Raw genomic sequence first — 26,817 nt, forward strand, 5'->3', positions numbered from 1 at the left:
TGATTGGTTTATAACGCGGAAAGGGGCAAAAATGAATTAATCATGGCAGCTCAAAGCGTGCCAGCCATGATGTTAGCTCGTGGGTGAAACCGTGCAAATAATGTTTAAGACTTAGATAAGTCAGCATACAATCCTTATTGCTGACTCTAACTGTCATGTCCTGTAAAGCACCTTAGTAACCTGTTCATTGCAATGCACTATCAACAATCACTATCCTTTTGGTCCTCATTAAGGCAACACTCATCTCTTAAGAAGCCAATCACACTGTCCAAGCATTCATACTCAGCCACACAATACAAAGTACGACCCTCACGTCGTTGACTGATCAGTCCAGCAGAAGCAAGGCTCGATACATGATGAGAAAGAGTGGACGCTGGTATACCGAGTTTATCTTGAACGCTACCAACAGCAATTCCTTGGAAGCCTGCTTTCACCACCTCTTTATAAATGCACAAACGGGTAGGATGCCCAAGTTCTTTTAGCGCTTTGGCTACTGCGTCGAGTTCCATAGAGACCACTTAACATAACAATTGACTGTTTCATTTCGATAATAATGGAAATTATCGACAGTAGCAAATCGAGCCAGCCCATCATAACCATCTAATAAATAAGGCGTTAATATTTTATTTCGAAAAATATCGAAATAACATATTGACGGTGAGTTTTTTATTTCTATAATTCGATAAAAGTCGAAATGAAAAATTCAGCTTCATTTCGGTATGTACACTTACTCATAACGAACTAATCGGAGAGTCAATATGAGCCCGGAAATCATAACTATGACAAAAGAAGCGCTTGATATGTTTGCGTTTCTTGCAACAGAGCTAATCATCCTGTTTCTAGCAATCAGCTACATCGTTGGTGTCTTGCAGGACTTTCTTACACCAGAGAAAATTCAATCTATTCTGAGCTCAAAGAAGGGTAAAGGGTACTTCATCGCGGCGCTGCTGGGCTCGATTACACCTTTCTGTTCATGTTCAACTATTCCTTTTCTAAAAGGCTTATTGCGCGCGAAAGCGGGTTTCGGCCCAATGATGGTGTTCCTGTTTGCAAGCCCACTGCTCAACCCGGTAATCATTGGTTTGTTCGTAATGACCTTCGGGTGGAGAGTAGCGGTATTCTACTTTGCTATCGCGATGACAGTATCAGTAATGGCCGGCTACATACTTGAAAAACTTGGCTTTGAGCGGTACGTAAAACCAGAAGCGTACCAAGCGACACACGCGTCTTCATGCGGAACATCTTGTGGTGATTCAAGCACGAAGAAAGGAGAATTAAAGCCTGCTTCAAACTGTGCCACAAACTCAGGTAGCGAACCAGCGTCAATAGCGGCCAAGACATCTTGCTGCGGTGATAGCGCACACAAAGTAGAACCCAACGTTGAACTCTCTTGCTGCTCAGCAGAAGGCACTGTCACTGCAACAATTATTCAAGAGAAAAAACCAAACCGTTGGACACGTATTTGGCACTCAACTTGGAAAGATTTTAAACAAGTGTTCCCATATCTAATGATAGGTATTGCCATCGGTTCTTTCATCTACGGCTTTATCCCGACAGATCTGATTGCGGCATACGCCGGGGAAGCGAAATGGTATGCGATTCCGGTTGCTGCAATCATCGGTATCCCATTGTACATCCGTGCAGAGGCCGTGATTCCACTAAGTGCCGCTCTGGTAAAAAAAGGCATGGCGTTAGGTTCTGTAATGGCTCTTATCATCGGCAGTGCGGGCGCAAGTCTTACCGAAGTGATTTTGCTGAAATCCATCTTCAAAAACCAAATGATTGCAGCCTTCCTGTTTGTCATCCTAACTATGGCAATGGGAGCCGGTTTCCTATACAGCTTTATCTTCGCTTAAACTAATTAAAAATCCCAAGCTGTGGCTTGGGATTTGGGCTTTTTGGAAGATTATGATTGCCTGGTTGAATGGATGATGCGATGTTTCGTTCAAACATAAAAAATGAGTTAAGCATGGCTGTTCAAATCGTATCAGTCATGATGTTAGCTCTTATTGGAATCTGCACAGATAATGTTTAAGACGCTCGAAAGGCAGCATACAATGTCTGTGCAGACTCTATCCCTCACGTCCTGTAAAGCACTTTAGTAACATATTCATTTCAATGCACTATCTCAGCACATGATGCGAAAATAATGTTTAAGATGCTCGAAAGTCATCTTACTATGTCTACGCAGACTTTAAACCATCATGTCCTGTAAAGGATCTTTACAACATGCCAGCCGAACTTGGTTTTGACTAGATGTGGCGTCAGAACCTCGCCAGAAAAGCACACTTTGTCGAACTGAGGTACCATTTGACCACGGCGGAACTCACCAAGATCACCACCGCGCTTACCTGACGGGCAAGTGGAATACTTCTTCGCTAGTGTCTGAAACTTTGCGCCTTTTTTCAGTTGCTTGATAATGTCTTCTGCTTGCTCTTTGTGCTTCACAAGAATATGTAATGCGGCTGCTGTATTTGCCATTGATCTATCTCTCACTATTCTGGTCGCGCAAGTGTACCCAATCCCTTTTAACACGCCAAACATTTCTTGTTTATACCTAGGCGGCTTCAAGGTTCAAATACATGGGACTATCAAACTTTCGGCATAACAAGATTAAAATACAACCAAGTTTTGCTCAGTTAATCACTATTCTTTAAGAGATTGTCTAAAAAGCTCACATTTGTCTCTCCGATGGTTGAAGCCTTCGTCTGATAAGATTAGATTAGACACAATTCGGTGGTATTTATAAGGTTATTTCATGGCAAAAGTCGTTAGTAAAGCGAATCAATCTCAGGGCATGTTGATGTTCAAACTCACCCTGCAACAGAGTTTCGCGATAGGCACGCTAAAAGTCCGTGAAATCGTTCCGTATATGCCAACCACGAAGATCCCTTACTCGCATCATCACGTCATTGGCACCGTTACAATACGTAACTTAACAGTGCCTGTGATCGACATGTCAGCGGCTGTCGGCTTTCGTCCTATCAGTGAAGAAGAATACAAGAATTGCTACTTGATCGTGACAGACTGTTTGCGAACCGTGGTCGCCTTTATGGTTCGTAGTATTGAGAAGATCATTGAATGCGATTGGAAAGCCATTGAAACCCCACCAGCGAGCGCTGGGAAAAATATTTTCGTAACAGGTATTACTCGCTACGAAGACAAAACGGTTCAGATGCTGGATGTAGAACTGCTACTTTCCAAAATTTATCCGCAATACGAAAACTCAAAGATCCCGATGCTGACAGATGTTGAACGTGAGCGCCTAAAAGCATTAAGCATTCTTTTGGTGGATGACTCTTCCATCGCTCGTAAACAGCTGTGTGATGCTCTTGATAGTATCAATATCGGATACCAAATTTGTAAAAATGGTTTAGACGCATTAGAGCTGATGAAAAGCGAGGCTGAGGCTCATCGACCAATCGATATTTTGGTCAGTGATATTGAGATGCCAGGGCTTGACGGCTACGAGCTAGCATTCGAAGTACAAAATGACTCCGCTCTTAATCACTCATACCGCATTTTGCATACGTCGTTATCGAGCGAAATCTGTGTAGACAGAGCTCACCAAGTTGGCGCACACGAGGCGCTTGAGAAGTTCAATGCTGGTGAGCTGATTGAAGCCATGCTGCGCGGTGCAAAAGAACTAGAAGCCAAAGCTATGGCTTCTTAACTCTTAACTCTTAACTCTTAACTCTTAACTCTTAACTAAACAGCCAAGAAGCAAATTGTCGAATATGGTGTTTTGCGGCCATTTTTTCGCGCAGAAGCTTTGATGTTCGCAGCTGCTAGTTTCTCAGGTCACTTCTTTGGCATCGAGTAACTACGAGATACAAACCCTGTCTCTTCGACTTGATTGATGTGATTAATATAAGAAGCCAAGCTATAAAGTACATTCGCCAATAAGTTCGCGTAACGAAATAGAATGGGGGCAGGTTGCTTCTTACCTGCATGTTCGATGGCAACTAATGCTCGTACCGTTTTTTTAGCTTGGCAACGGCACAAATGCAATTGACTGGATGCAGGGTGCCCTCCGGGTAGAACGAAACCTTTGAATCCACCATCAATGCGTTGCTTAAGCAAGTCATAATCTGCCTTTAGCTCTTCAACTTCCGCTTCTGTAATCGCTAGCTTTCCGCGAACCGAACCATTTAGGTGATAAACATTAGGCTGCATTCTTGTCAGTATATCGCGGCTAAACTCGTCCAGATCCATCGCGAGAACTAAACCAATACGACTACAAAGTTCATCTGCCGTGATTTCAAAGTCACAAACCGGACTGTCCTCGTAAATAAAGGGATAGCAAATCTCGCTCAATTCCTTGCTCACAGGTTTCATGCTTTTGTTCCAATATAAAAAAGGGAGTCAGTATAACCCAACTCCCTTTATGCATTCATTATTCCGAATGCTCGATATTTATATGACCGGTTTACAATCAAGCACTTTCGATTTTCTTGTGACCTTCTTGAAGGTGAACAAAATCTACTAAATCATCACCAGACACTTGATACGCCTGACCAAAGCCTTTCACAAATAGCCCCGATTCTGGCTTTAAGTTAAACAACACGAAATCCTCTAGTTGGCTGAGACCATCAATAATCTCACCAAAACGCTCTTTCATTTGTCCAACAACTTGGTGCCACATCTCCGTGTCTCGCTCAACCACATTTGCCACCGCATCAAAAGTTAAGCGCTTACGAGCAAACAACTGCTTTGAAGATTCTTCATCTTCGATCATCATCAAAGAAACGTTAGGATTTTCTAAAAGGTTACGAGCATGACGAGCGATTTTAGAAATGAGTACGAAGTAGCCTTCCTGATTTTGGACATAAGGCGCGTAGCTTACATTAGGGCGACCTTCTGCATCGACAGTTGCAAGCTGAAGCGTACGACGCTCCTGACGAAACTGTTTGATCTCTGGTCCTAAACGACCTTGCAAACGCTCTTGTTTAACTTGTTGATCCATATTGATACCTGACTTTACTAATTAGTATTCGAGTTGAGCCTCGATTATGTTTGTGATTACTTTTTCAATTCGGCTTGTAAGGCGCGGAATGCGGTGACTTGATCTTCAAGTAGCTCGCGCTTTTCGTTACGGCCTAAATAAACTTTGAAAATATTGCTTCCGCACTCAGAGAAAAAGCCAAAATAGTGACTCTCTCTACCCATAAACGGTTTGCTGACCAACGCAACATTTTTAACATTATCTAGTTTCAAGTGTCCGTGTAGCTCACCTTCTCTGCCCATTAAATTGTAATAGCCACGCGCCACTTTTCCTTTTGGGAATGGCGCTTTGACTTCAAAAATAGAGCCAAAAGAGTGAACAATAGTCGTCACCGGGCCGAAACCAACCAAACCTTCTAGAATGCTTTGTGCTTGCGCTCCTGGAGCGATGGCCACCATTTCCTGCGGCAAAGCCGCAACAACCTCAAATTCAGAAATACCGAGACGTTCTGCCATTGCTGCTGGCAATAATTGCGGTTCTTGCTCTAGTAATGCTTCAACTTGTTGTTTGATTGATTCCATATGTTTTCCGTCTTTTTTCAATTTTTTCATTAATTATTGGATACTTTCGGTACGGTTTCGTTCATCTCTGACGTAAGTACCTGAATACAACCTTGAGCCAATGAAACAGCCCAGAAACTACCAGCAAGAGTAAGAACTAGGCTGCGTTCATGCAGTTCCACTAAACCTTTTTGCTGCCACACTTTAAATAGAGGCATTAAAAATCCGAACGTGTCCTCCCCCATAAACGATGGCAGTTGGTTTGCCTGAACGATACCGCGATCAAACCCGGATTTGAGTGCAGCAAATAGTGGATCTAGAGGGCTTTGCTTCATCATCATAGCGATGGGGCTTTGCCCTTCTTTGATGGCTTTAATATAGGTCGCCAATGTGCGATGTTGCATCACCCCGTAACCACCGATATTACCTCCAGCTCCACAGCCAATTGGCAGTACCTCTGCATATGTCTTGGCTAAACTGTTGTATAAACTACGTTCACGGTTATCGATTGCCCAATGGTTCACACTCAGTTGCTTCATATGGTGTTTGTCCATAAAGTTCACACCGAGCTCATACATGCCTGCTTTTTCTGGCGTGGTAGCTGGTGGGGGGATTTTTCCTTTTTCTACAAGGTTAAGCATGGGTGCTGAACCACCGACTACCAACTGATATAAGTCCAACCCGTGTGCGCCAGTCGAGAGAAAATCATTTAAATCTTGCTCTAGCACTTCTTTGGTTTGATAAGGCAAGCCGTAGAGTAAATCGATAATGACAGGAATTTTGTCTTCGTTGGCAATCTCGCTAACTCGCTTGAGCACATCTTCTCTATCATCTAATCGTTTCGCGCTGCGACGCACTTGTGTATTAAAACTTTGTACACCAAAAGAGAAACGATTAAATCCACCGTCGAGAGCGCCTTGGTATAGCTCATCAGAAAAACGGTTGATGCGACCTTCTAAGGTGATTTCACAATCCGCAGCCAAAGGAAAGTGATCATGAATCGCCTGACCTAACACGCGAACCTGTGCTGGAGACAGATCCGTTGGCGTTCCACCACCAATATACACAGCATGGAAAATACCGTTTTGTGTCCAAGGCAGTGCAGCTTTCTCCTTGAGCTCCTGCATCAGTGCGTCAAAGTACTCATCAACCAGTGCGCGGCTCGCAGCATTTTGAAAGAAGTTACAAAAGGTGCAACGTACGCGACAAAATGGAACGTGAATATAAAGACAACGTTTATTGGTCGCTTTAACCGAGTTAGCGGTAACGCTTGAAAAAATCGCCTGTTGCTGAGGTGGAGGTACAGGCACGCTCGCTCCGCCAGCGTGTGCCGAATGTTTCTTAACAAAGGCAAATCGCAATGGGTCAGGGCTATCGCTTCCCAACACTGATTCGTCAAATTTATCGATATCGACGCTCATATATACTCGCTTAGCTCCCACCATATAAGGGGTAGAGGCTCGTCTTTAAAAATCTGCAAGAATCATAATTTGAGCGTAATGATAATGCAATTGATAATTGATCTTATTTCGGTTGTGAGTAATAATCTGCTCAAGTTTTCATAGTTTCCCGAGATATTCCGTGAACGTACAAAGATATGTCATTGCAGGAGGTGCTTCCCTTGCCATCCATGCCGCACTTCTTTTTGTTTCTCAAGAAACGAAAGTGTTCGCGATGCCTGCTGGAAATCCAGCAAGTTCGGTAAGTTTAAACCTTGTATCGGCACCACCACCTACCGTCGAAAAATCCACGCCAGAAAATGTGGCGCCACCAAAAGAGCCGCAGCCTCAGGAGCAGCCTGAGCCAGAAAAGAAGATCGTAAAGAAACAGGTCGTTAAGAAAGACGCTGTTAAGAAAAAGGTAGTGAAGAAAAAAACAGAGCCGATTAAACAATCTAAGCCTAAGACGGTGGAACCAGCCAAAGCCGTAACAAAACAAGAGAATCAGCCCGAAGCCAAACCGAAGAAAAAAACGGAACCGGCGAAGAAAGAGATGGTCGCTCAGCAAACCGCGCCAGCGAGCCAATCCAAAGGGGCAACGTCTCAACCTATTTTGGTCGACAAACCAACGTTTGTGAATCAACCAACTCAGCCTCGCTACCCAAGATCTGCACAAAGACGCGGTATCGAAGGCGTAGCCTTATATGAAATATGGCTCGATGAAAATGGCAATCAAATTAAACAGGTTTTGATTGAGTCTTCCGGCACAGAATCGCTGGACGCCTCAGCGCTTCGTGCCATCAAACAGTGGCAATTTACACCACATATTTCGGGCGGGCTAAAAGTGGCTCACCGAGTACAAGTACCTGTTCGTTTTAAGTTGGATGGATAATGGAACAACTACAAGAATTACAAACTCAACTTGGCCTAATGACATGGCCTTTGATCATTTGCTCAGCCCTCACCGTCATGATCATTACCGAGCGGTTATTCCACGTTTTGATTAGCCTTGGCGTCGGGAAACGAGCCATTCGCCAAAAACTCATTGGGTTAGACCCAACGAATGGAAACGATCTTGAGACGCTTGCAGAAGAATTGTCGCATAAGCGACCGCTCCTTTATCGTGGCGTTGCCATGTTGCTTGCCCATCACTCTTTCTCAAAGTCTCTAAGAGAAGATGCCGCAGGCATTTGGCTACAAGAAAAACGTCATCAGCTGCATTCTGGCCTTCGCTTACTGACGTTGATTGGCGTCATTAGCCCTTTGATTGGTTTGCTTGGTACGGTACTTGGCTTAATTGAGATGTTCAAAGGCATCGCTGTCTCAACGGGGAATATCACCCCGAATGATTTGGCAGACGGTCTAGGTTTGGCCATGCGCACTACTGCAGCAGGTCTTATTATCGCCCTTCCTGCGATTTCAGGAGCACAAATCATTGGTTTGTGGGCGGATCGTGTGATCGCCAAACTCGAACACACATTAAACTATGTCAACTTATGGCTTGAAGGTATCTCTCTGCAACACGTGTCGCCAGACAATTCAACATTAGCAGTGCGCTCTTCTGCAAAGGTCGAGGCAGAAGCACAATGATTAAAACGCCACAAGACAACACTCGTAACGACTTAACTCCTGATTTAACACCGCTGTTGGACATCATTTTTATCGTAATGGTTTTCCTGATGTTAACTGCAGCGGTCAAGCTCGATTCATTAGATGTCAATTTACCGAGTACAGAATCTCAGGCCGTTGCAAATGTCGATAAGCAATCCATCACGGTAAATATTCTCAAAGACGAGCCTTACTGGGCCATTAACGGCAAGACATACATTGATTGGGACAACTTTACCCTCGCGCTGCTAGAAGAGAGTAAATCAAGCGATAAACCGATTGTGATTGGAGCAGAAAAAACCGCGAACATTCAGTCGCTAGTTCAACTTCTCGGCTTTTTGCAAGAAAACGGAATTCAGGCAACTCAGTTACTCACTGAAGAGCCATCATAAAAATAAGTAAGATAGAGATCCTTTCAAAATGAAGAACACACGTGCCACCATTCATGCTGTTGTTACGGCAGCCATTTCCCTACTTGCGAGTAGCCAACTTTTTGCCAATGAAACACCATCATCAGAGCGTGTTGTTAGTGCAGGCAGTGCCGTCACTGAACTGTTGCTTGAACTCGACGCCAAAGATAGCTTGGTTGCTATCGACGTAACCAGTCAGTTACCAAAAGGCATGGAACTGCCTAAAGTAGGCTACCATCGCCGCCTTTCAGCAGAAGGGTTGCTCGCCTTACGTCCGACAAAAGTCATTGGCTCTGATGAGATGGGACCGAAAACAGCATTGAACCAATTAAAAGCGGCGGGGGTAGATGTAGAAATCGTCAATACCGATGCCAACGTTGAGGGCCTTTACCAACGTATCGATCAAATTGCGAACCTTATGAATCGCCAGGCTAAAGCGGAAGATTTAAAGCAAGATGTGAAAGCGCAAGTTCAAGCACTCAATGCAAATCAACCTGCTCAAGCTCAGAAAAAGAAAGTACTGTTTCTACTCATCCATGAAGGTCGACCTGCGAACGTTGCAGGATCAGAAACCACACCCGATGCAATTATTCAGCTAGCAGGCGGACTAAACCCAGCTGCTGACCAGCTGTCTTCTTACAAGCCTTTATCCACAGAAGCCATGGTAGAGATGCAGCCTGACGTTATTCTCGTTAGCGGTCGCAGCTATGAAACGCTGGGCGGTGCCGATGCGATTTTAAAAGCAATGCCACTTCTCGCCGCAACACCTGCGGGAATGAATAAAAATATCATCACGATTGACGGTCACGCCCTTGTTGGTGGTTTGGGTCTTAAAAGCCTTGTAGAAGCCGAACGTTTGAATGCGCTGCTTTACCCATAGAGACATGACATGTTGTTAAGACGTATCTCCCTTTCAACGACGTTATCCGTACTTAGCGGCTTTTTAGCATTTGTTGCTATCGCCTCTATTACAGTAGGTCCAATGAGCATTAGTTTCACTGACAGTTTGCGTAGCCTAACAGGAAGCAGTTCTGATCTCGCTCCTCACATTCAGTTGGTGATTAACGAGATCCGATTACCTCGCACCATTTTGTGTATGTTCATCGGCGCCATTTTGGCAATTTGTGGTGTGGTTATGCAGGGCTTATTCCGTAACCCGCTGGCCGAGCCCGGCATCATTGGTGTGTCTGCTGGTGCTGCACTTGGCGGTGCGTTCGCTATTGTTGTATTTGCAGAGTTTAGCCAAAACTATCCGCAACTAATGAACTTAGCTGCGCTGCCTCTTTTTGCTTTCCTAGGTGGTGCGTTGACGACCATTCTCGTTTATAAGCTCGGCACAAGTAAATTTGGTACCTCAGTTACGATTATGTTGTTAGCTGGTGTTGCCATCAGCGCGCTTTCAGGAGCGGCGATCGGTTACATGAACTTTATTGCTGATGATCAGATGCTACGAGATCTAACACTTTGGTCGATGGGCTCATTAGCTGGCGCAAATTGGTCGGGGATAGGCCTATCCGCTGTCACGCTGGTCGTCCTATTATTCTGGTTCCAGAAAAAATCGATGGCGCTGAATGCTCTTCTGCTAGGGGAATCAGAAGCAAGACACTTGGGAGTTCCGGTCCAAAAACTCAAACGACAGCTTATTTTGCTCTCTGCATTGGGGGTTGGTATTACGGTGAGTATTAGTGGTGCAATTGGTTTTATCGGGCTCGTGATTCCTCACTTAGGACGCATGCTAGCAGGCCCCGACCATCGAACGCTACTGCCAATCTCTGCACTCATGGGAGCGCTGCTTCTTACCGCTGCTGATATGTTTGCTCGTATTGCCGTGGCACCAGCAGAATTACCCGTCGGTATCGTGACCGCCTTGATCGGTGCACCCTTCTTCATCTACTTATTGTTCCAGCAGAAAGGGAAGATTTTGTAATGAACCAGATCGTTTTATCGGGTAAAAACATTTCGATGAAATATGGCAAGCGCATTGTTCTCGATGACATCAATATTGATATCCGAGCTGGTGAAGTGACCGCCCTACTCGGCCCCAACGGTGCGGGAAAAAGTACTTTGCTCAAGCTTCTGTGTGGTGAAATCTCTTCAAATCATGACATCGCCTACTTCGGTAAACAAAAGCATGATTGGGAGCCTGAAAAAAGCGCAAAACACATTGCGATGCTCCCACAGCACAGTACGTTGACCTTCCCATTTTTAGCCAGAGAAGTGGTCGAATTAGGCGCGATTCCGCTATCGCTGTCCAATAAAGAAACCACTAAGTTAGCTTTACATTACATGAAACAAACCGATGTAATGCATTTGGCAGAAAGCCTCTATCCATCTTTATCTGGTGGCGAAAAGCAACGATTACATCTAGCACGCGTGATGACACAGCTACACCAATCTGGCGAGGAACGAATCTTGATGCTTGATGAGCCAACCTCTGCGTTAGATCTCGCCCACCAACACAACACGTTAAAGATTGCTCGTGAGGCCGCGAAAATACAGAACGCCGCAGTCGTTGTCGTGTTGCATGACTTGAATTTAGCCTCCCAGTACGCAGACCGACTTGTACTTTTGCATAAGGGAAAACTGGTTTGTGATGACACACCATGGAATGCACTGACGCCAGAGCGCATTGAGCACGTTTATGGCTACCGCTCCATCGTGACAAAACATCCAACTTTAGACTTTCCTCAAGTTCACGCCGCCGCTTAGCGTGTATCTCTTCTGAGCCGTCTCTTCTGCTTTCCAAACGACAAAGGCCCGCAATAATCATATTGCGGGCCTTTGCTTTGATATTTAATCGAATCTTGGGCTCAAAAGAGCGGCGAGAAAATTACTGTGTTCTGCCTTGGCTTTACAACCAAAGCAGCAAACAAGTGTTCATCTATCGCTCTCAATTGCGATTACTTACTCATTTGGATCAATGAACGACCAATCAACCACTCGAGCTCTTTGTCACCACCTGCGCCAAACTGGCTTTCAACCATTTTGTATAAACGGTCAATTCCGTTAGCAGCAAATTCTTGCGCATTTTCGGCCGTGACAATGTGATGGAATAGCAGTCGTAAAATCGCGAGGAACTCAGCATCTTCCAGTGCTTTAATCCAACTTTGTGAAAATGCACTTAGCCCTTTATCAAACTCTAGGTGTTCAATAAACATTTTAAAGATACGGCCATCCAGTGCGGCGGTGAAGTCCGTTTTCTTAGGGAAGTGATGGCTAATACCGGTACGAGATATACCTGTCTGCTGACTTAGAGTCGTGTACGACATTTTGTCGTAACCTAGTCTTAGTAGCTGATCAACAACGGCATCCATGATCTTTTGGATAGTGATTTCGGTATCTTCTTTACTACGCTTTGGCATATTTTAAGCTCTTCTCTTTGTAAATCCATCTAACTCACTATTAAATGAGGCCAGAATGAAATCATTCTTAGCATTATACCCAAGTTGCCCAAGGCACTTCGTTAAGCGAAACCTAAAAATTGAACCGCTAACACCTGCGCATTAAGGCCATTTGGATATATGTACTGCGACTACTTAATATAAAGTTAAGTTCCAAATCATAACGTCTTTACACTGCGTAATGTGCAATTTGCAGTTATGTTTTTGTCAATACATGCTACTCAAAATAAGGCGAAAAGTTAGTCTCATCAAAACCTTGCGCCATTTATTCATCGAAACTATTCAAAGACCAAGAATGATAATTATTAAAAATAATCAATCAAGAAATAGTCTTATAAATTGTCCATTAGTTCAACTGGGCTGAGCGAAATCTCGTCACTATGTTCGTTAATTGATTTTAAATGTTGATATATATCACATTAACGTTCTTGATGATTTAGTAATCCAATCTTTAACCCTTACTTAACAAACGCCTATTCTGTTCTTTTTTTATTCAAAACTCGTCATTTTTGTAGATACAGATCAAATACCTGATAGAATACCCTTAGTTTTTACAAGAGGATTCGTTATGAGTGTCGAATTAGAAAAAAACCAAGTATGTGAAGCTTGCGGCTGCGCAGGCGAGATTGGCTTCATCATCAAAGAAGGTGACGAAGTTGCCGACGTAACGGTTTTCGCACAGACAAAAACAGAGCTAGAGTCTGAACTACAAAAATACATTGAGCTCGCTAAATCAGTATGTGCTGATGTTGAATACAATGTTTCTGAAATAACAGAAGAGTCAAACCAAGCGACGGCTCGATTCAAATTTGAAGTAAGTGCTGAAAAGCTTATCTTTGAATTAAAAACTCGCTCAATCGCGCGTTAATGGAAAAAGCGAGCTCTGTGCTCGCTTTTTTATTTTTCCGTTATCCTAATATTAAACAGACCGTTTTTTGGCGTTTATTTATCTTTTTTGAATACCACCCACTTTAACGAACCATTCGTTTCAAAATCGTTCTCAGCTGTACACATCAGTAATACACCCTCAACATTAATCACGGCTCCGGTGGTGTAGGCTTTATCATCGTAGTAACAGATACGCTGACCTACCTTGCCGTCAGCGACCACCAGCGCTTTGCTTTCTGGCGTACTGTATGATTTAGCAAAAGCGGCCCCAGATAGTAGTACTACTACAGCACCAGCGGCAAAAATAGACACTCTTTTTAACTTCATGAAAATCTCCCTCAGACGCTCATGATACTAACAAGGACGCTTGTTCAGTTCTTGGCAGAATCTCATATTCTTCATATCTCTACTGATATTTTTCTCACATTTACTTTTAAATAAACTATATAATCAATCACTTAATCATTCCCTAACTTGCACACTGAAGCAACTCGGCATCGTGAGAGCGTGTATGCTTTCAGATAAAGCCCTAATTTGAAGTTCTTGGGCTAAAAATCAAAAACTGTTAACAAAGTATGCATAATGAGTCTATTTAAGTATAAGATGAGCACTTAAGATCTCTATGTTTAACTAAGTCTCTGGCTATGCGTTTTGTTTCCCTTTTCCTTACCTTGATGCTGCTCAGCTTCCCATCTTTCGCATATGAGCTAGATTACTACTCTAAGTTTGGTCACACCGATAATTACGGTAATCTTGATCTACGAAACAAACCTTACACCCAATTACCTTCTGGGTTAGTGGTCAAAGGCAACTTAAATATCTCGCAAACCCCGATCAAAAAGCTGCCTAAGGGGCTTGATGTGGGAGGCAGTTTGGAAGCAACCAACAGCGCACTCAAAACCATTCGCTCAGGTACAAAGATAAAAGGTTATGCGAATCTACTGGGTAGTAAGATCGAAAACTGGCCTAGGGGCATCAAACTCGGCGGTTATCTGAACTTGACGGATACACCATTAAAAACGCTCCCAGCTAAACTTCGAGTCAAAGGCGATTTAAGTGTTATTCGCACTCCTATCTCTGCTCTTCCTGAAGGATTGGTGGTTGATGGTAACCTTTATATAGGAGGATCAGCGCTACAAGTATTTCCAGACACGATGACGGTGAAAGGGAATATCTTTTTAGGTGGTAACAAGATCACCAAGTGGCCTAGCAATTTAACCCTTGGCGGGGCCGTTGCTCCTTAAAAAGCAAACAAGAAAAAACCCCGGAAAACCGAGGCTTTAAGGCGTTCATAATCCATCAAGTTCAGCGATGAATACTACTCTTGATTGTTCACTGGGTTGGCATAGCTCGCCACCAAATAAGGTCTTGCCCCTTCAGGTAACTGCTCCAATTTATCCGCGAGGTGACGCTTCACCGCCTCTGTGATGATGCTCGAATCTTCGCGTCCAGCAGCTAACAAGTTGATTGGGTACAACTTGTAGTTATTATGAATTTGGCGGTCGATTTCACCGGCAAGAGATTCTGGCGTTTCAAACTCTTGATCAATCACATCACCAAACGCGACATGCACACGGCCTTTATAACCAATGATGCCCTGAATAATGCTTTCGATATCTTCAAATTCACCTTTTTCATAACGGCCATTTTCTGCTTTTTCGTACAGCTCTTTTGCTTTGGCAATGTCACATGGATCATTTTCATAGGCAATCGAGACAGGAACGATTTTCAAAGAACGCGTGTATTCACCAAAGCTGATCTTCTGCTTGCGGCCTTCAACATGGAACATTTTTAAAATCGCAGGATCAGTAAAGTCGTTTCCATCTTTGGCACGACCTTCCTTTTGGGCAATCCAAATTGAATTACCGGTATCAAGCGAGTGTTTAATGTAGCTCGACAGTTGTCCTAATGCTTTCATCATTTCTCTAGGCGCCTTAGCAGAGCGCTTAACGATGAAGCTTTTATTGAGTCGCATTAATTCTGTCGCACATGGCTTCTTCAGCAGGTTGTCACCAATCGCAATACGAACTGTACGGTGCCCACTTTGGTACAAGCCATAGTTTACTAGCGCAGGGTCCATCGCAATATCACGGTGGTTAGAAACGAATAAGTACGACGTGTTTTTATCCAGCTTATCCAAACCAGAAAAAGTGACGCCATCCGTTGTCTTATTCAATGTATCTTTCAGATACTTCTTCACTTCAATCTGAATCGCTTCTACAGAATCAAGCTTGCTCCATTTAGCTTTCAGATAGATGCGCAGGATCGGGCTCATTAGCGTTTTAAACCACGCTGCTTTATTAGCAAAGCGATGATCGAGAATAGCAGTGATAAATTCATCATCTTGGATTAGACGATCCAGCGCTGCTGGAATTTCTTCGTCATTGTAAGGACGAATTTCAATATAAGGATCGGTATTGGCAGTCATTGTTCATTACATATCAAAAAAAGCTGGCACATTTTACGCATAGTTTTGCTGACAAGCAGCATTTCAACCCATACTTTTAACATGGTCATACCAGTTAGGCTACAATTTCTCATGCTAAAAAATTCTCTCAGCTGGTTGGAATCGTATAGGTTTAACGTTACCCTTAGCGCCAAAAAACACTGGTACTCATAATGAACTACGCAATTGAATTTCACGACGCTAAATACCCCTTTCTTGAAGTAGCTGCGCGCAAAAAAGCACTGAAGCACAGTCTGCTGTCTGTCGTCGAAGGGTTAGCCGTCATTAAATTGGGTAAGCAGGAGTATGCCATTGAACCAGGCCAATATTTTTGGATTCCTCAAGGATGTTTGAGCTCCCTCACCTTTTTACCTAATTCTCGTGTATATCGTTGTGATTTTTCTGTGCGTTTAAATGATGACTTCTCACAACAAGCAGGGTTTGTGAAACCTTCACCACTGCTAAAAGCCCTCGTCGAGAAACTAGCAACAACAGCCGAGCGCTCAGATCTGCAAACCGATCTGCTGACGGTAGTAAGACATGAAGTATTGACTCTCTCCCCTAAACTAGCGCACTCAACGTTAACAAAAACCATCAATCAGTGGACGCCTGGTTGTGACATGGACATTTCTAAAGAGCTGTGCTTGGTACTCACACTCCGTGAAGCAAGAAAAATGAAGCTGTCGGGAAAGAAAAAAGAGCAGATTGTCGATACGCTTTTTGCGGGTAACACAGAAGAATATGAGCAACTTTGCTTTTTGGTCTTTGGAGAAGCGCTATAACTCGCATTCTAACGAGCCATCTTTTCAGTATTACGCAGAGTGACGCGCGCAGAAAATAGAGACTCAGATAAAAATAAAAAGGGCGTACATGGATGATGTACGCCCTTTTTATGTTCGCTCAAGGTGACTAGAAAGGAACTTCAATCTGCATCATCCAGTCAGCGTCGTAATATTCGTGCCAACGATAATCAAATCGCATTCTTGGCTGTCCGTCGGATTTATCACCAAAACCCACGCTGAACATCAGGCCATGACTACGGAGCCACTCTTCTGTGTCCATTTTGCTCTCTTCGTCTCGGAGCTCTTCCGGCATCCAAAAACCAAGCCCAAAATAATTCTTTTCTAGATTTTGGGTTAGGAGTGGTGTGTCTTCCGGCTTAATCGCCCACTCTTCCCAATAGTTTTCTGTTGGCCCTTCGAATTTCGCTTCCGCAGCATACCAAATCAACACATCCGTACTTAATACGCCAATGGAATCTAAAATTTCTTCACAGATAGGAAGGGTGTTATCTTCAAACACAACAGAACGATCAGAAAAATAGTTACACGCAGAATGAGCTTGTGTGACCACAAGCAGCGCACATGCACTAAATACGGCTAATCTGACCATGAAAATCTGACCTCTCAGTTCCCAGATAATGTTTCTTTGTATAAGCCTTCGTTAAGCAACAATTCACAGACGGACGGGGTTGTGTAGGCGTTTATGTCTTCACCCGTAACCAATGCGTTACGTATATCCGTGCTTCTGACTTTTACTTTTTCAGGGCACGCCATAACAGTCCAACGTTCCGTAATCTCTTCTGCTCTACTAAATTTAGCAAATTTGAAGAAATTATCAGGACCTATGACAAAAGTTATATCGGCTGTTGGGTAGATTTCTTGAATTTTTTCTAACAACGCATAGGTTGTCACACTTTGTCCGGGTTGGTACAAAGCTTGCTCTGCATCAGAACGCCGAACATTAGAAAGTCCCATATCTTTGATGAATGCATCAACCATTTTGCACCGAGTTGGGTAATCGAGCATATTCTTGCCCCAAGCGTGTGCAATGCTAGGCTCAAGTAGCACAAGGTCAAAGTGGCTCAATGACTCAATAACACTTTTGTGCCCTAAACTAGGTGGGTTAAACGCACTACCAAAAATGGCGATTTTTTTCATATCCGGTGATTACCTGGTTGAAGAGAGTTTTCTAATCTGATGATTTCGGTATGATACTACTAATCTTTACAGCTTTTGACCCTAAAGTCGTGTTTATCAGTCTCAATTGCATGGTTTATCACCATTTGAGCAAGCGGGCTTTGGTGTCTGAAATATTTGCAGGAAAAGGAACCCTAAATGGAACAATCCATCCGTGATGAAATGCGTGTACTCCCTTCAATTGATCCGCATTTTGAAATTGAACGCCGTATTGCTTTTATTAAGCGTAAGCTACAAGAAGCAGGTTGTAAGTCACTGGTGCTTGGCATTAGTGGCGGTGTTGACTCAACCACGTTAGGTCGCCTTGCCCAGCTTGCAGTAGAACAATTGAATGCGGAATCTGGTACTGACAAATATCAGTTTATCGCAGTGCGTCTGCCTTACGGTGAGCAAAAAGATGAAGATGAAGCGCAACTGGCACTCTCTTTCATCAAGCCAACACACTCTGTGTCTGTGAACATTAAAGATGGAGTTGACGGTTTGCATGCGGCGACTGATACCGCGTTGCAAGGGACGGGCCTGCTTCCGACTGAAGCCGACAAAATTGATTTCGTAAAAGGTAACGTAAAAGCGCGAGCTCGTATGATTGCACAATATGAAATCGCTGGTTACGTTGGCGGCTTAGTATTGGGAACAGACCACTCAGCAGAGAACATCACCGGTTTTTACACTAAGTTTGGTGACGGCGCGTGCGACCTTGCCCCTCTATTTGGTTTAAGCAAACGTCAAGTCCGCGAGTTGGCTGCAACATTAGGCGCACCAGAACTACTTGTTAAGAAAGTACCAACGGCAGATCTAGAAGAACTAGAGCCGCAAAAAGCAGATGAAGATGCTCTGAACTTAACTTATGAACAGATCGATGACTTCTTAGAAGGCAAACCCGTTCCACAGCAAGTGAGTGATCGTCTGGTAGCGATTTACAAAGCAACGCAGCACAAACGTCAGCCAATCCCAACGATTTACGACTAAGCGATATTTTCCGTTCACTTTTAAACTCAAAACGCTGCTAAAGTTAGCAGCGTTTTTATTGAGAACCCGGGAGCCTTCTCGCTTAGTTTGTTACCGTCACGTCCGTCTCTGGAACAGCACAACACGCCAATACGGTTCCCATCGCACGTTCCTCATCTGTCAACGCAGGCACGTCCGGATGATGTACTTGACCCGACGTAAGCTGAACCTTACACGCGCCGCATAAGCCAGCACGACAGCTATTGCTAACAACCTTCCCTGCGTCTTCAAGCTGATCTAACAACGTTTTCTGATTATTCCCTACAACTTTCGTCCCATTGAAATCGATCGCTATGCTCTTCTCTGGTCTTGAAGTGACTGAAGATACGCCAAACGCTTCTTGATGGTAGTTTTCTTCTGGCAGCCCTTTTCTTAGTAGGAGATTTTTCGCTTTCTCCATAAAACCATCAGGACCACACACAAACACTTGGCGCTGTTCAATATCTTTGATTTGCTTAATGTGTGACAAACTTAAACGCCCTTTTAACCCAAACCAATCAACGGCAGGCTGCGTCAAGCAGATTTTCACTTCTAACCCCGGGTGCTTACGCTTTAACTGCTCCAACTCAGAGCGACAAGGAATATCATTTTCGGTACGACATTGATGGTAGAAAACCACGTTCTCCAACTGATTGTGATCCGCTAAGTAACGTACCATCGATAGCATTGGTGTTACTCCACTGCCTGCAGAGAGTAACAATAGAGGCTGCGCTTCATGAGTTTTTAGGTGGAACTGGCCATCAGGTTGTTCTGCCTCTAAAACATCACCGACTTGTAAATTGTCTAAGAGCGAATTAGAGACTCTTCCACCTGCAATACGCTTAACAGAAATAGCATAGCGACCCGGACGAGACGGACTGGATGATAGCGTATAGCGTCGACCTACTTTCTTACCATCAATATTCACTTCTATTGGCAGGTGTTGTCCTGGCAAGTAATTAGGTAAAGAACCTTTGTTTGGTTCTAACCATAAGGTCACGAAGTCTTGGGCGATTTCTTCACGCTCAACACATGTTAACGTCATGCGCACTGGCGAGTTATCTGCGTAAAACTCCGGCTCTTTGTACTCCAATACTTCAACTTTATCGCCTTGACGAATAATGCCTTCATTTCGCGCGACAAGATTCTGGCCAAAGAACACACCACCGACATCGTTTGCACGGAACTGTTGCAAGGTTTTGAGCGGCTCTTTGCTCTCACGGAATGTGCCTCTTTGGGTATTCACCGTAGTCAGGATACAGCGCTCGCAAGGTTTGAGAGACTCAAACTCTACCTCACCGATTCGTATGCGCTTCCATGAATCTTCTTCAAACGGCTTGGTATCAGAGACCACTAAGTTAGTACGGAACTGATCCATAGAGTGTTGCTCAGAGCTTCTTCGGTTCAGTTCATCAAGGGAAGCCTGGCTAATCACTAACACCGGATAACCATCGGCAAAGCTAACGTTTTGTCCTAGCTTTTCGCGAACACGATTCGATTGCTCACCACTAAACAACAACTCAACACGTTGACCCAATACACGACTAAACCAATCATCTGCATCATCTGTGGTGGTATATGCAGTAAAGGTGTCTTTCCAAACTGTTGCTGGCGTTTCCTGCATTTTAAAGTCTTGATAACGGATTTTAAGCGGCTCCATCCCCAAACTGCTAAACACAACCCCATCGGATAATAAGGCGGACTTAATGGTTACCATTTGCGGATACTTTCTCGCGGTAATCATAGCGCCATCAGCTTTCGCAATCATAAAACGACGATCGAAGCTCAATCCTTGCTTCTCAACCCATACTGACGACAGCGATAATCCGCCAACTGACTTAACCGGAAAAACATTAATTTGGGACAAAATGGGTTGCGACATAGCCTTCTTCCTACAGGGTGTTTTTTATTTGTTGCAGTATTGTATACCCAAATCACATTAAGGTGCAGAGTCTATTGCCGCTTCATCCAACTCAATTTTTTCTGAATGCTATTCTTATAAATTTGGTTTGAGCGACAAGTATTTACTACACTCAACATTCGCGTTTTTTAACATCGTTCTGACCAAATACCGTTTGATAAAGTGTGATACGACACACATAATTCATCTGAGTTATCACTGCCCCCATTTATTGATTTGGAGCTTAATTATGGATACAAGAAAACTGGTTCTGATTTTGTTATGTATCTTTCTTCCGCCTGTCGCGGTGTTTATGGAGAAAGGTCTAAATAAAGACTTTTTGATTAACCTAATATTGACGTGTTTCTTCTTTCTGCCGGGTACGATCCACGCGCTTTGGTTAACAATGAAGTAATCACTTACACTCTCACTCTGTAGAAAAGTGAAAAATGGGATGAAATGTGAGGGCAATTCCTCTATCATCCTGTCGCCTAAGCGCAAGCGTTTGCTCAAAAGCAAATACGGCGCTTAGGCTCCAATCAGACAACTTTTCAATGGTGGGAGCAATTAATGACAACACTGACAATCACTCGTCCTGACGACTGGCACGTTCACTTACGCGATGGGGAAGTTCTTAAAGACACCGTTCGCGACATCAGCCGCTACAATGGCCGTGCGCTGATCATGCCAAATACCGTCCCACCAGTTACTACAACTGAGCTCGCCCTAGCCTACCGTGACCGAATTCTAAAAGAGCAACATGGCGAACAGTTTGAACCTTTGATGGCGCTTTACCTCACAGACAACACCACACCAGATGAAATACGTAAGGCTAAAGCCACCGGAAACATTGTTGCTGCCAAGCTTTATCCTGCAGGCGCTACCACAAACTCAGATTCCGGTGTGACCAATGCGAAGAACATTTACCACGTTCTCGAAGCGATGGAAGAAGTCGGAATGTTACTTTTGGTTCATGGCGAAGTAACACATCACGATGTTGATATCTTCGACCGAGAGAAAGAATTCCTTGATACTGTCCTCGCTCCCATCGTCAATGACTTCCCTAATCTTAAAATCGTTCTAGAACACATCACCACTGCCGACGCAGCAGACTTCGTTAATAACGCCTCAGATAACGTAGCTGCTACCATCACTGCTCACCACCTTCTTTTCAACCGTAACCATATGCTTGTGGGTGGTATCAAGCCTCATTTCTACTGTTTGCCAATTCTTAAGCGCAGCACCCACCAGCAAGCGCTGATCGAAGCTGCAACCAGTGGTAGCAAGAAGTTCTTCCTAGGTACCGACTCTGCGCCACATGCAAAAGGGGCAAAAGAGTCAGCTTGCGGTTGTGCTGGTTCTTACACTGCACACGCAGCGCTAGAGCTTTATGCAGAAGTATTCGAGAATGAAGGCAAACTGGAAAACTTGGAAGCGTTTGCAAGCTTCAATGGTCCTGATTTTTACGGCATTGCGCGCAACACAGATACGGTAACGTTAGAAAAATCCGCTTGGGATGTGCCGGAAACGATGCCATTTGGCAATGATATCGTTGTGCCTATTCGAGCAAATGAACAAATTGAGTGGAAAGTGAAGTAACCACTTTACTGACGTTCCATCCATAAAAGAGGGTCATGCCTTTCTGTGAAAAGAAGTCATGACCCTTGTTGTTCTTGTCTTGCTTTGGGCTGTGATTACTAGTGGCCGCGAATTTTTTCTACAGCAGCCCACACAGCAACCACAATCAACCCCGCCACAAAGCCGATAATGCCGTTAAGCAAAATAGGCAGAATCGCTGTAGCAACCGAATGACCACTAAAGTTCATAATAATCGGCTCTACAAAGTGATGAATGGCAGGTACGTTGTGCACTACAATCCCCCCGCCGACTAAAAACATCGCGGCAGTTCCCACAATCGTTAACAACTTCATCAGCTTTGGTGCAAAAGCAACTAAAGCACTGCCGACTTTCGCCATCCAGCCCTTACCTTTTGAGCGAATTTCAAGGTAGAAGCCCAAGTCATCCAATTTCACGATGCCTGCTACTAAGCCATAAACACCAATGGTCATGATGACTGCAATTAAGCTCACCACTAAGATTTGCGTCACAAGGCTCGCCCCAGTCACGGTACCCAACGCAATCACAATGATTTCCGCTGAAAGAATAAAGTCCGTTCGAATCGCACCAGCAACTTTGCGTTTTTCATACTCTTCTATCGACTCGCCAGTATTAACTAACTCTTCTTTTTCTTCGTGCGGATGGGAGTGAGGGAATACTTTCTCAAGCACCTTTTCTGCCCCTTCAAAGCAGAGAAACAAGCCGCCAATTAGCAATAGTGGCATGATAAGCCATGGAATAATCGCGCTAATTAGCAATGCTGAAGGAACTAAAATCAATTTGTTTTTGAACGAGCCTTTCGCAACCGCCCAAACCACTGGAATTTCTCGCTCAGATGCAACACCAGACACTTGTTGAGCGTTTAACGCTAGGTCATCACCCAACACACCTGCGGTTTTCTTTGCCGCCATTTTCGACATTAAGGCGACATCGTCGAGTACCGTGGCAATATCATCCAACAGTGTGAGTAAACTTGCTCCAGCCATTTTTTGTCTCTTATATGAAATTGAGTAAGTAACAAAATGTAACACCAATAAATCACTCATCAAAGTGATGATTTTGCAAAGAATACTATGCCAAATGGTGTTTTATATTGCCGTTAAGATAAGACAGGTCTAGTCTTGTGGTACCTTTCAGCAGTCAAAAGAAAAAGTATAGATGAAAAGTGGATACATTTACCCAATCGGTACCCCTGGCCAACCTTGGAGCGAAGAGGAACGTAAAGCTTGGTTAGCAACGCAAGAAGTAAAACGTAGCTACCAAGATGAAGTCGTCAGTAAAATCGATGCCCTACGCGAGCGTTTTGATGTTGAACAATATGGTGCGCTCTCATACAACGAGGCACGTTTCCCTCTGTTTTGTATCAAAACATGCAATTGGGATTCAACGAAGCCTATTGTATTGGTCACAGGCGGCGTACACGGTTATGAAACCAGCGGTGTACATGGCGCTTTAAAGTTTGTAGAAACAGAAGCAGAGCGCTACGCAGAGCATTTCAATATTGTCGTTGCACCTTGCGTGAGCCCTTGGGGTTACGAGGTGATCAACCGCTGGAATCCAAACGCGATTGATCCAAACCGCTCTTTCTATGAAGACAGCCCTGCCGAAGAGTCCGCTAACCTCATGAAGCTCGTTGCAACTTTAGGCGATGTGTTAATGCACATTGATCTACATGAAACGACAGACTCCGATGAAACAGAGTTCCGTCCTGCGCTTGCCGCTCGTGATGGCATTGAGTACATCGAGGGCATGATCCCAGACGGTTTTTACACAGTTGGAGATAGTGAAAACCCTCAACCCGAGTTTCAAAAAGCGGTGATTGAATCGGTTGCGAAAGTGACTCACATTGCACCTGCAGATGAAAATGGCGAAATCATTGGTTCACCAGTCGTACAGTTTGGCGTTATCAACTACCCAATGGTGAAGCTGGGTCTGTGTGGCGGCGTAACAAATTGCGTTTACGGCACGACAACGGAAGTGTACCCAGACAGCCCAACGGTGACCGACGAAGAGTGCAACGATGCGCAAGTTGCAGCCGTGGTCGGTGGTCTGAATTACGTTCTGGCTCAGTTATAATAAGCGGTTCTTATATTGCTCCGGTGTCATGCCGGAGTATTTCTTGAACATCGCGATAAAAGGGCTAGCTTGGTTATAACCTAACGTCAACGCGACTTCCTTTACGGTCTGCCCTTTACGCAGCAACTCCATAGAATGTAAATATCGCACACGTAAGCGCCACTCAGTAAAGCTCATGCCCAACTCACTCTGGCAATGTCTCGCTAACGTGCGTTCTGTGGTATGCACTTTTGCCGCCCACTCCGCCAAACTGATCTCATCCGTCGGCGATTCTTCTACTGCTTTTAAAATCGGTTCAAGATACTTATTGTCGGTTGTCGGTAAAAAGTGATGTTCGACTTCTTGCTTTGCAAGCTGGTCCAATAACACTTGTACCAATCGCTTGTCTTCATCACTTTGCGCCACGTTAATGTCTCGTTGACGAAAGTCCTCAATAATGGACGACACGATTGGAGTCACTTTGATCAGACTCGTTTTGGTAGGAAAGTGCGCCGTCAATTCAGGGGCAATGTTCAAAGAACAATATTCGATAGGTTTACGGTTGTAACTAGTATGACGGATACCAGCAGGAACCCAAATTGCAAGATGCGGAGGCGCTAGAAATCTTGTACCTTCTGCATCCATCTCTAGGATCCCACCGCTGATCAGCTGCACTTGCCCCCAAGGATGGCTATGAATTCGCGTTTCTGTATTAGAGAGAAAGGCTTCAAAATTCATAAATACATCCGATGGTGCGCGGTCGATTGATAATGAGGGATGAAGATTTCTGGCGCTCTTTTTCAAAATTGTCTTCCTATCGCTTACGATGTCTTTTAAGAGATACTTTTTATTATAAAGACCTGCCAGACTAGCGCCATCAATAATTGTGCTATAGGGTTCTCATGATTTATTTACTTCCGTTTTTCACCGTTATGATTTGGGGTGGTAACTCAATTGTGAATAAGATGGCAGCAAGCGCAATTGAACCAAGTGCGATGAGTTTCTATCGTTGGTTTGTCGCAATGGTACTTCTAACTCCATTTTGTCTACCTGCGATCATCAAACAACGACACATTATTCGACCTTACTTAACTAAGCTGGCATCTCTTGCGTTACTTGGCATGGTGCTCAACCAATCACTTGGCTACTACGCTGGTTTAACGACAACGGCTTCCAACATGGCACTGATTACCTCTTTGGTTCCTTTGATCAGTGTGTTTTTAAGTGTTCCTCTGTTAGGCAAGTCTGTATCAATGTTAAGTATCGTCGGTGGTGTGATTTCGCTCGGCGGCTTGGCGTTTATGCTTGGTCATGGTGATATCACCTACTTTTTACATCAAGACATGACCCAAGGTGATAGCCTTATGCTGATTGCCGCCATGGTATACGCGGCTTATTGCGTGCTGCTAAAACGCTGGAAGATGCCTTTCAGTAGTTTGACTCTGGTTTACATGCAAGGCTTCTTCTCGGTTGTGATGCTTACACCACTTTGGCTCTCTAGTGAACAACTGTTACCAAGCCAAGACGCGCTACCATTAATCGCCTATGCTGGCATTGCGGCTTCCATTTTTGCGCCGTTAATGTGGGTGAAAGCGATCGATTCAATTGGCGCTGATTCAAGTGCCATGTTCATGAACTTAATGCCCGTGGTTTCTGTCGTACTTGCTTCAACGTTGATTGGTGAGAAAATTTACGCTTACCACATTATTGGTGGGCTGTTAGTCATCTCTGGCGTTATCCTGTCGCAAATAAAAATACGACACAGAAAGCCATTGCCCAATTCTGAGATTGCCTCCACCGCCAATTAATCCCAGTTCCCCAAGCCACAGAACTACGCTGTGGCTTTTTGTTTTCAGCGTTCGAATAAAAGTTAATATTTTGTTTCATTCTCTATTCCCGAAAATTCATCTTGCTGCTAAATTGGGAAAACAATAACCCATCAAGGAAAGACAGATGAGCAGTGGTCAAAGAGACATTACCCTTCGCTTTTTAGCAGAACCCAGTGACGTCAATTTCGGCGGAAAAGTGCACGGCGGCGCCGTAATGAAATGGATCGACTTAGCAGCCTACGCCTGCTCTGCAGCGTGGAGTGGCAAGTATTGCATTACTGCATACGCAGGTGGTATTCGTTTTGTTGCGCCGATTCATGTCGGCAACTTAGTCGAAGTTAGCGCGAAAGTCATTTATACCGGACGAAGCTCAATGCACATCGCGATTGACGTGCAAGCCAGTGACCCAAAGCAAATGAAAAACAGACTCACCACCCACTGTATCGTTATTATGGTTGCTGTGGATGAAAACGGAAAACCAACCGACGTACCGAAATGGGTTCCAGAATCTGATGAAGATAAAGCCTTGGAACAATCCGCTATCCGCCTTATGAACATGCGCAAAGAAATCGGGGAAGAGATGGAAGCGCACGTAAAGTATCTCAAGTAACCTACCTCCGTTAAGAACGCTATTGACTACCTCAACGTTACTTATATCCAGAGTGTGGAGCAACATCATGGTTTTGCCATTTGCTTCACACTCAGCCTCCTCTGTCATAAATCCTTCACCTAGCTTTGCTTAAATCCATCCAC

The 26,817-nt window shown here is 44.2% G+C and carries 31 protein-coding genes; 17 read left to right on the top strand and 14 right to left on the bottom strand.

Going from position 1 to position 26,817, the window contains the following annotated elements:
• Positions 1–200: 200 nt before the first annotated feature.
• Entirely contained in the window at positions 201–509 is a 309-nt protein-coding gene (locus NDJ01_RS16190; RefSeq protein ID WP_239852111.1) for a helix-turn-helix transcriptional regulator, read from the bottom strand.
• Positions 510–758: 249 nt separating this feature from the next.
• On the opposite strand from NDJ01_RS16190, the gene NDJ01_RS16195 reads away from it, so the two are divergent.
• Positions 759–1,856: a permease gene (locus tag NDJ01_RS16195; protein ID WP_258586977.1), complete on the top strand. Its 1,098-nt coding sequence runs from the start codon at positions 759–761 to the stop codon at positions 1,854–1,856.
• Between the two features lie 346 nt (positions 1,857–2,202).
• On the opposite strand, the gene ppiC is transcribed toward NDJ01_RS16195, so the two are convergent.
• Complete coding sequence (ppiC, locus tag NDJ01_RS16200; RefSeq protein WP_258586978.1) at positions 2,203–2,544, bottom strand: peptidylprolyl isomerase PpiC; 342 nt, start codon at positions 2,542–2,544, stop codon at positions 2,203–2,205.
• 214 nt (positions 2,545–2,758) lie between these two features.
• On the opposite strand from ppiC, the gene NDJ01_RS16205 reads away from it, so the two are divergent.
• A complete protein-coding gene (locus tag NDJ01_RS16205) occupies positions 2,759–3,673 on the top strand; it encodes a chemotaxis protein (protein WP_005392519.1) in 915 nt (304 codons plus the stop codon).
• A gap of 128 nt (positions 3,674–3,801) precedes the next feature.
• On the opposite strand, the gene NDJ01_RS16210 is transcribed toward NDJ01_RS16205, so the two are convergent.
• The 4 genes from NDJ01_RS16210 to hutW form a co-directional block, all read right to left on the bottom strand.
• On the bottom strand, positions 3,802–4,338 hold the full coding sequence (locus tag NDJ01_RS16210; protein WP_258586979.1) for an ATP:cob(I)alamin adenosyltransferase: 537 nt from the start codon (positions 4,336–4,338) through the stop codon (positions 3,802–3,804).
• A gap of 97 nt (positions 4,339–4,435) precedes the next feature.
• Positions 4,436–4,966, bottom strand: a complete 531-nt coding sequence (gene hutZ / locus NDJ01_RS16215) for a heme utilization protein HutZ (protein WP_258586980.1) — start codon at positions 4,964–4,966, stop codon at positions 4,436–4,438.
• 56 nt (positions 4,967–5,022) lie between these two features.
• The gene (gene hutX / locus NDJ01_RS16220; RefSeq protein ID WP_047008487.1) at positions 5,023–5,526 is read right to left on the bottom strand and encodes a heme utilization cystosolic carrier protein HutX; all 504 of its coding nucleotides are present in this window, start codon (positions 5,524–5,526) and stop codon (positions 5,023–5,025) included.
• 29 nt (positions 5,527–5,555) lie between these two features.
• The gene (gene hutW / locus NDJ01_RS16225; RefSeq protein ID WP_104973038.1) at positions 5,556–6,926 is read right to left on the bottom strand and encodes a heme anaerobic degradation radical SAM methyltransferase ChuW/HutW; all 1,371 of its coding nucleotides are present in this window, start codon (positions 6,924–6,926) and stop codon (positions 5,556–5,558) included.
• Between the two features lie 160 nt (positions 6,927–7,086).
• Here hutW and NDJ01_RS16230 point away from each other — a divergent pair, with 160 nt between their 5' ends.
• The 6 genes from NDJ01_RS16230 to NDJ01_RS16255 are packed head-to-tail and all read left to right on the top strand — an operon-like array spanning position 7,087 to position 11,671.
• On the top strand, positions 7,087–7,836 hold the full coding sequence (locus tag NDJ01_RS16230; protein ID WP_041853118.1) for an energy transducer TonB: 750 nt from the start codon (positions 7,087–7,089) through the stop codon (positions 7,834–7,836).
• Positions 7,836–8,534 (top strand): MotA/TolQ/ExbB proton channel family protein, encoded by a 699-nt coding sequence (locus NDJ01_RS16235; RefSeq protein ID WP_005392513.1) that lies wholly within the window; start codon positions 7,836–7,838, stop codon positions 8,532–8,534. The genes NDJ01_RS16230 and NDJ01_RS16235 overlap by 1 nt, the downstream gene beginning before the upstream one ends.
• Positions 8,531–8,944, top strand: coding sequence for a biopolymer transporter ExbD (locus tag NDJ01_RS16240; protein WP_048625312.1), 414 nt, complete (start codon positions 8,531–8,533; stop codon positions 8,942–8,944). The genes NDJ01_RS16235 and NDJ01_RS16240 overlap by 4 nt, the downstream gene beginning before the upstream one ends.
• A gap of 28 nt (positions 8,945–8,972) precedes the next feature.
• On the top strand, positions 8,973–9,842 hold the full coding sequence (locus tag NDJ01_RS16245) for a hemin ABC transporter substrate-binding protein (protein WP_012842436.1): 870 nt from the start codon (positions 8,973–8,975) through the stop codon (positions 9,840–9,842).
• A gap of 9 nt (positions 9,843–9,851) precedes the next feature.
• Complete coding sequence (locus NDJ01_RS16250; RefSeq protein WP_012842435.1) at positions 9,852–10,889, top strand: iron ABC transporter permease; 1,038 nt, start codon at positions 9,852–9,854, stop codon at positions 10,887–10,889.
• Positions 10,889–11,671 (top strand): heme ABC transporter ATP-binding protein, encoded by a 783-nt coding sequence (locus tag NDJ01_RS16255; RefSeq protein ID WP_065645727.1) that lies wholly within the window; start codon positions 10,889–10,891, stop codon positions 11,669–11,671. The genes NDJ01_RS16250 and NDJ01_RS16255 overlap by 1 nt, the downstream gene beginning before the upstream one ends.
• Before the next feature lie 191 nt (positions 11,672–11,862).
• Here NDJ01_RS16255 and NDJ01_RS16260 read toward each other — a convergent pair whose 3' ends face one another.
• A complete protein-coding gene (locus tag NDJ01_RS16260) occupies positions 11,863–12,324 on the bottom strand; it encodes a TetR/AcrR family transcriptional regulator (protein WP_005392508.1) in 462 nt (153 codons plus the stop codon).
• Between the two features lie 607 nt (positions 12,325–12,931).
• Here NDJ01_RS16260 and NDJ01_RS16265 point away from each other — a divergent pair.
• Positions 12,932–13,231, top strand: a complete 300-nt coding sequence (locus tag NDJ01_RS16265) for a YfcZ/YiiS family protein (protein WP_074189865.1) — start codon at positions 12,932–12,934, stop codon at positions 13,229–13,231.
• A 74-nt stretch (positions 13,232–13,305) separates the two neighbouring features.
• On the opposite strand, the gene NDJ01_RS16270 is transcribed toward NDJ01_RS16265, so the two are convergent.
• A complete protein-coding gene (locus tag NDJ01_RS16270) occupies positions 13,306–13,578 on the bottom strand; it encodes a YnjH family protein (RefSeq protein WP_047008434.1) in 273 nt (90 codons plus the stop codon).
• A 317-nt stretch (positions 13,579–13,895) separates the two neighbouring features.
• Between NDJ01_RS16270 and NDJ01_RS16275 the strand changes: the two genes are divergently transcribed.
• Positions 13,896–14,495, top strand: coding sequence for a hypothetical protein (locus NDJ01_RS16275; RefSeq protein ID WP_258586981.1), 600 nt, complete (start codon positions 13,896–13,898; stop codon positions 14,493–14,495).
• A 74-nt stretch (positions 14,496–14,569) separates the two neighbouring features.
• On the opposite strand, the gene NDJ01_RS16280 is transcribed toward NDJ01_RS16275, so the two are convergent.
• Entirely contained in the window at positions 14,570–15,679 is a 1,110-nt protein-coding gene (locus NDJ01_RS16280) for a 1-acyl-sn-glycerol-3-phosphate acyltransferase (RefSeq protein ID WP_006742201.1), read from the bottom strand.
• 191 nt (positions 15,680–15,870) lie between these two features.
• On the opposite strand from NDJ01_RS16280, the gene NDJ01_RS16285 reads away from it, so the two are divergent.
• Positions 15,871–16,479, top strand: coding sequence for a hypothetical protein (locus NDJ01_RS16285; protein WP_006742202.1), 609 nt, complete (start codon positions 15,871–15,873; stop codon positions 16,477–16,479).
• Between the two features lie 127 nt (positions 16,480–16,606).
• On the opposite strand, the gene NDJ01_RS16290 is transcribed toward NDJ01_RS16285, so the two are convergent.
• Positions 16,607–17,089 carry a hypothetical protein gene (locus NDJ01_RS16290; RefSeq protein WP_104970202.1) on the bottom strand — a complete coding sequence of 161 codons (483 nt, stop codon included), beginning with the start codon at positions 17,087–17,089 and terminating at the stop codon, positions 16,607–16,609.
• Positions 17,090–17,103: 14 nt separating this feature from the next.
• Positions 17,104–17,637 (bottom strand): nicotinate-nicotinamide nucleotide adenylyltransferase, encoded by a 534-nt coding sequence (locus NDJ01_RS16295; protein ID WP_258460325.1) that lies wholly within the window; start codon positions 17,635–17,637, stop codon positions 17,104–17,106.
• 177 nt (positions 17,638–17,814) lie between these two features.
• Here NDJ01_RS16295 and nadE point away from each other — a divergent pair, with 177 nt between their 5' ends.
• Positions 17,815–18,645, top strand: coding sequence for an ammonia-dependent NAD(+) synthetase (gene nadE / locus NDJ01_RS16300; RefSeq protein WP_006742205.1), 831 nt, complete (start codon positions 17,815–17,817; stop codon positions 18,643–18,645).
• An 82-nt stretch (positions 18,646–18,727) separates the two neighbouring features.
• On the opposite strand, the gene NDJ01_RS16305 is transcribed toward nadE, so the two are convergent.
• Complete coding sequence (locus tag NDJ01_RS16305; protein WP_085344543.1) at positions 18,728–20,545, bottom strand: hybrid-cluster NAD(P)-dependent oxidoreductase; 1,818 nt, start codon at positions 20,543–20,545, stop codon at positions 18,728–18,730.
• 268 nt (positions 20,546–20,813) lie between these two features.
• On the opposite strand from NDJ01_RS16305, the gene NDJ01_RS16310 reads away from it, so the two are divergent.
• Both NDJ01_RS16310 and pyrC read left to right on the top strand, forming a co-directional pair.
• Positions 20,814–20,978 (top strand): YqaE/Pmp3 family membrane protein, encoded by a 165-nt coding sequence (locus tag NDJ01_RS16310; protein ID WP_005375297.1) that lies wholly within the window; start codon positions 20,814–20,816, stop codon positions 20,976–20,978.
• Positions 20,979–21,133: 155 nt separating this feature from the next.
• On the top strand, positions 21,134–22,162 hold the full coding sequence (gene pyrC, locus NDJ01_RS16315; protein WP_257887347.1) for a dihydroorotase: 1,029 nt from the start codon (positions 21,134–21,136) through the stop codon (positions 22,160–22,162).
• 98 nt (positions 22,163–22,260) lie between these two features.
• On the opposite strand, the gene NDJ01_RS16320 is transcribed toward pyrC, so the two are convergent.
• Positions 22,261–23,166, bottom strand: a complete 906-nt coding sequence (locus NDJ01_RS16320) for a DUF808 domain-containing protein (RefSeq protein ID WP_005392495.1) — start codon at positions 23,164–23,166, stop codon at positions 22,261–22,263.
• Positions 23,167–23,338: 172 nt separating this feature from the next.
• Here NDJ01_RS16320 and NDJ01_RS16325 point away from each other — a divergent pair, with 172 nt between their 5' ends.
• Entirely contained in the window at positions 23,339–24,256 is a 918-nt protein-coding gene (locus NDJ01_RS16325) for a M14 family metallocarboxypeptidase (protein ID WP_258586982.1), read from the top strand.
• On the opposite strand, the gene NDJ01_RS16330 is transcribed toward NDJ01_RS16325, so the two are convergent.
• The gene (locus NDJ01_RS16330) at positions 24,251–25,039 is read right to left on the bottom strand and encodes a helix-turn-helix domain-containing protein (RefSeq protein ID WP_258586983.1); all 789 of its coding nucleotides are present in this window, start codon (positions 25,037–25,039) and stop codon (positions 24,251–24,253) included. The genes NDJ01_RS16325 and NDJ01_RS16330 overlap by 6 nt on opposite strands.
• A gap of 98 nt (positions 25,040–25,137) precedes the next feature.
• Here NDJ01_RS16330 and NDJ01_RS16335 point away from each other — a divergent pair, with 98 nt between their 5' ends.
• Together NDJ01_RS16335 and NDJ01_RS16340 are read left to right on the top strand one after the other, a co-directional pair.
• The gene (locus NDJ01_RS16335) at positions 25,138–26,043 is read left to right on the top strand and encodes a DMT family transporter (RefSeq protein WP_258586984.1); all 906 of its coding nucleotides are present in this window, start codon (positions 25,138–25,140) and stop codon (positions 26,041–26,043) included.
• 145 nt (positions 26,044–26,188) lie between these two features.
• Entirely contained in the window at positions 26,189–26,674 is a 486-nt protein-coding gene (locus NDJ01_RS16340; protein WP_005392490.1) for an acyl-CoA thioesterase, read from the top strand.
• Positions 26,675–26,817 lie beyond the last annotated feature (143 nt).

The organism is Vibrio sp. HS-50-1, assembly GCF_024747315.1.
Classification (GTDB): Bacteria; Pseudomonadota; Gammaproteobacteria; order Enterobacterales; family Vibrionaceae; genus Vibrio; species Vibrio diabolicus.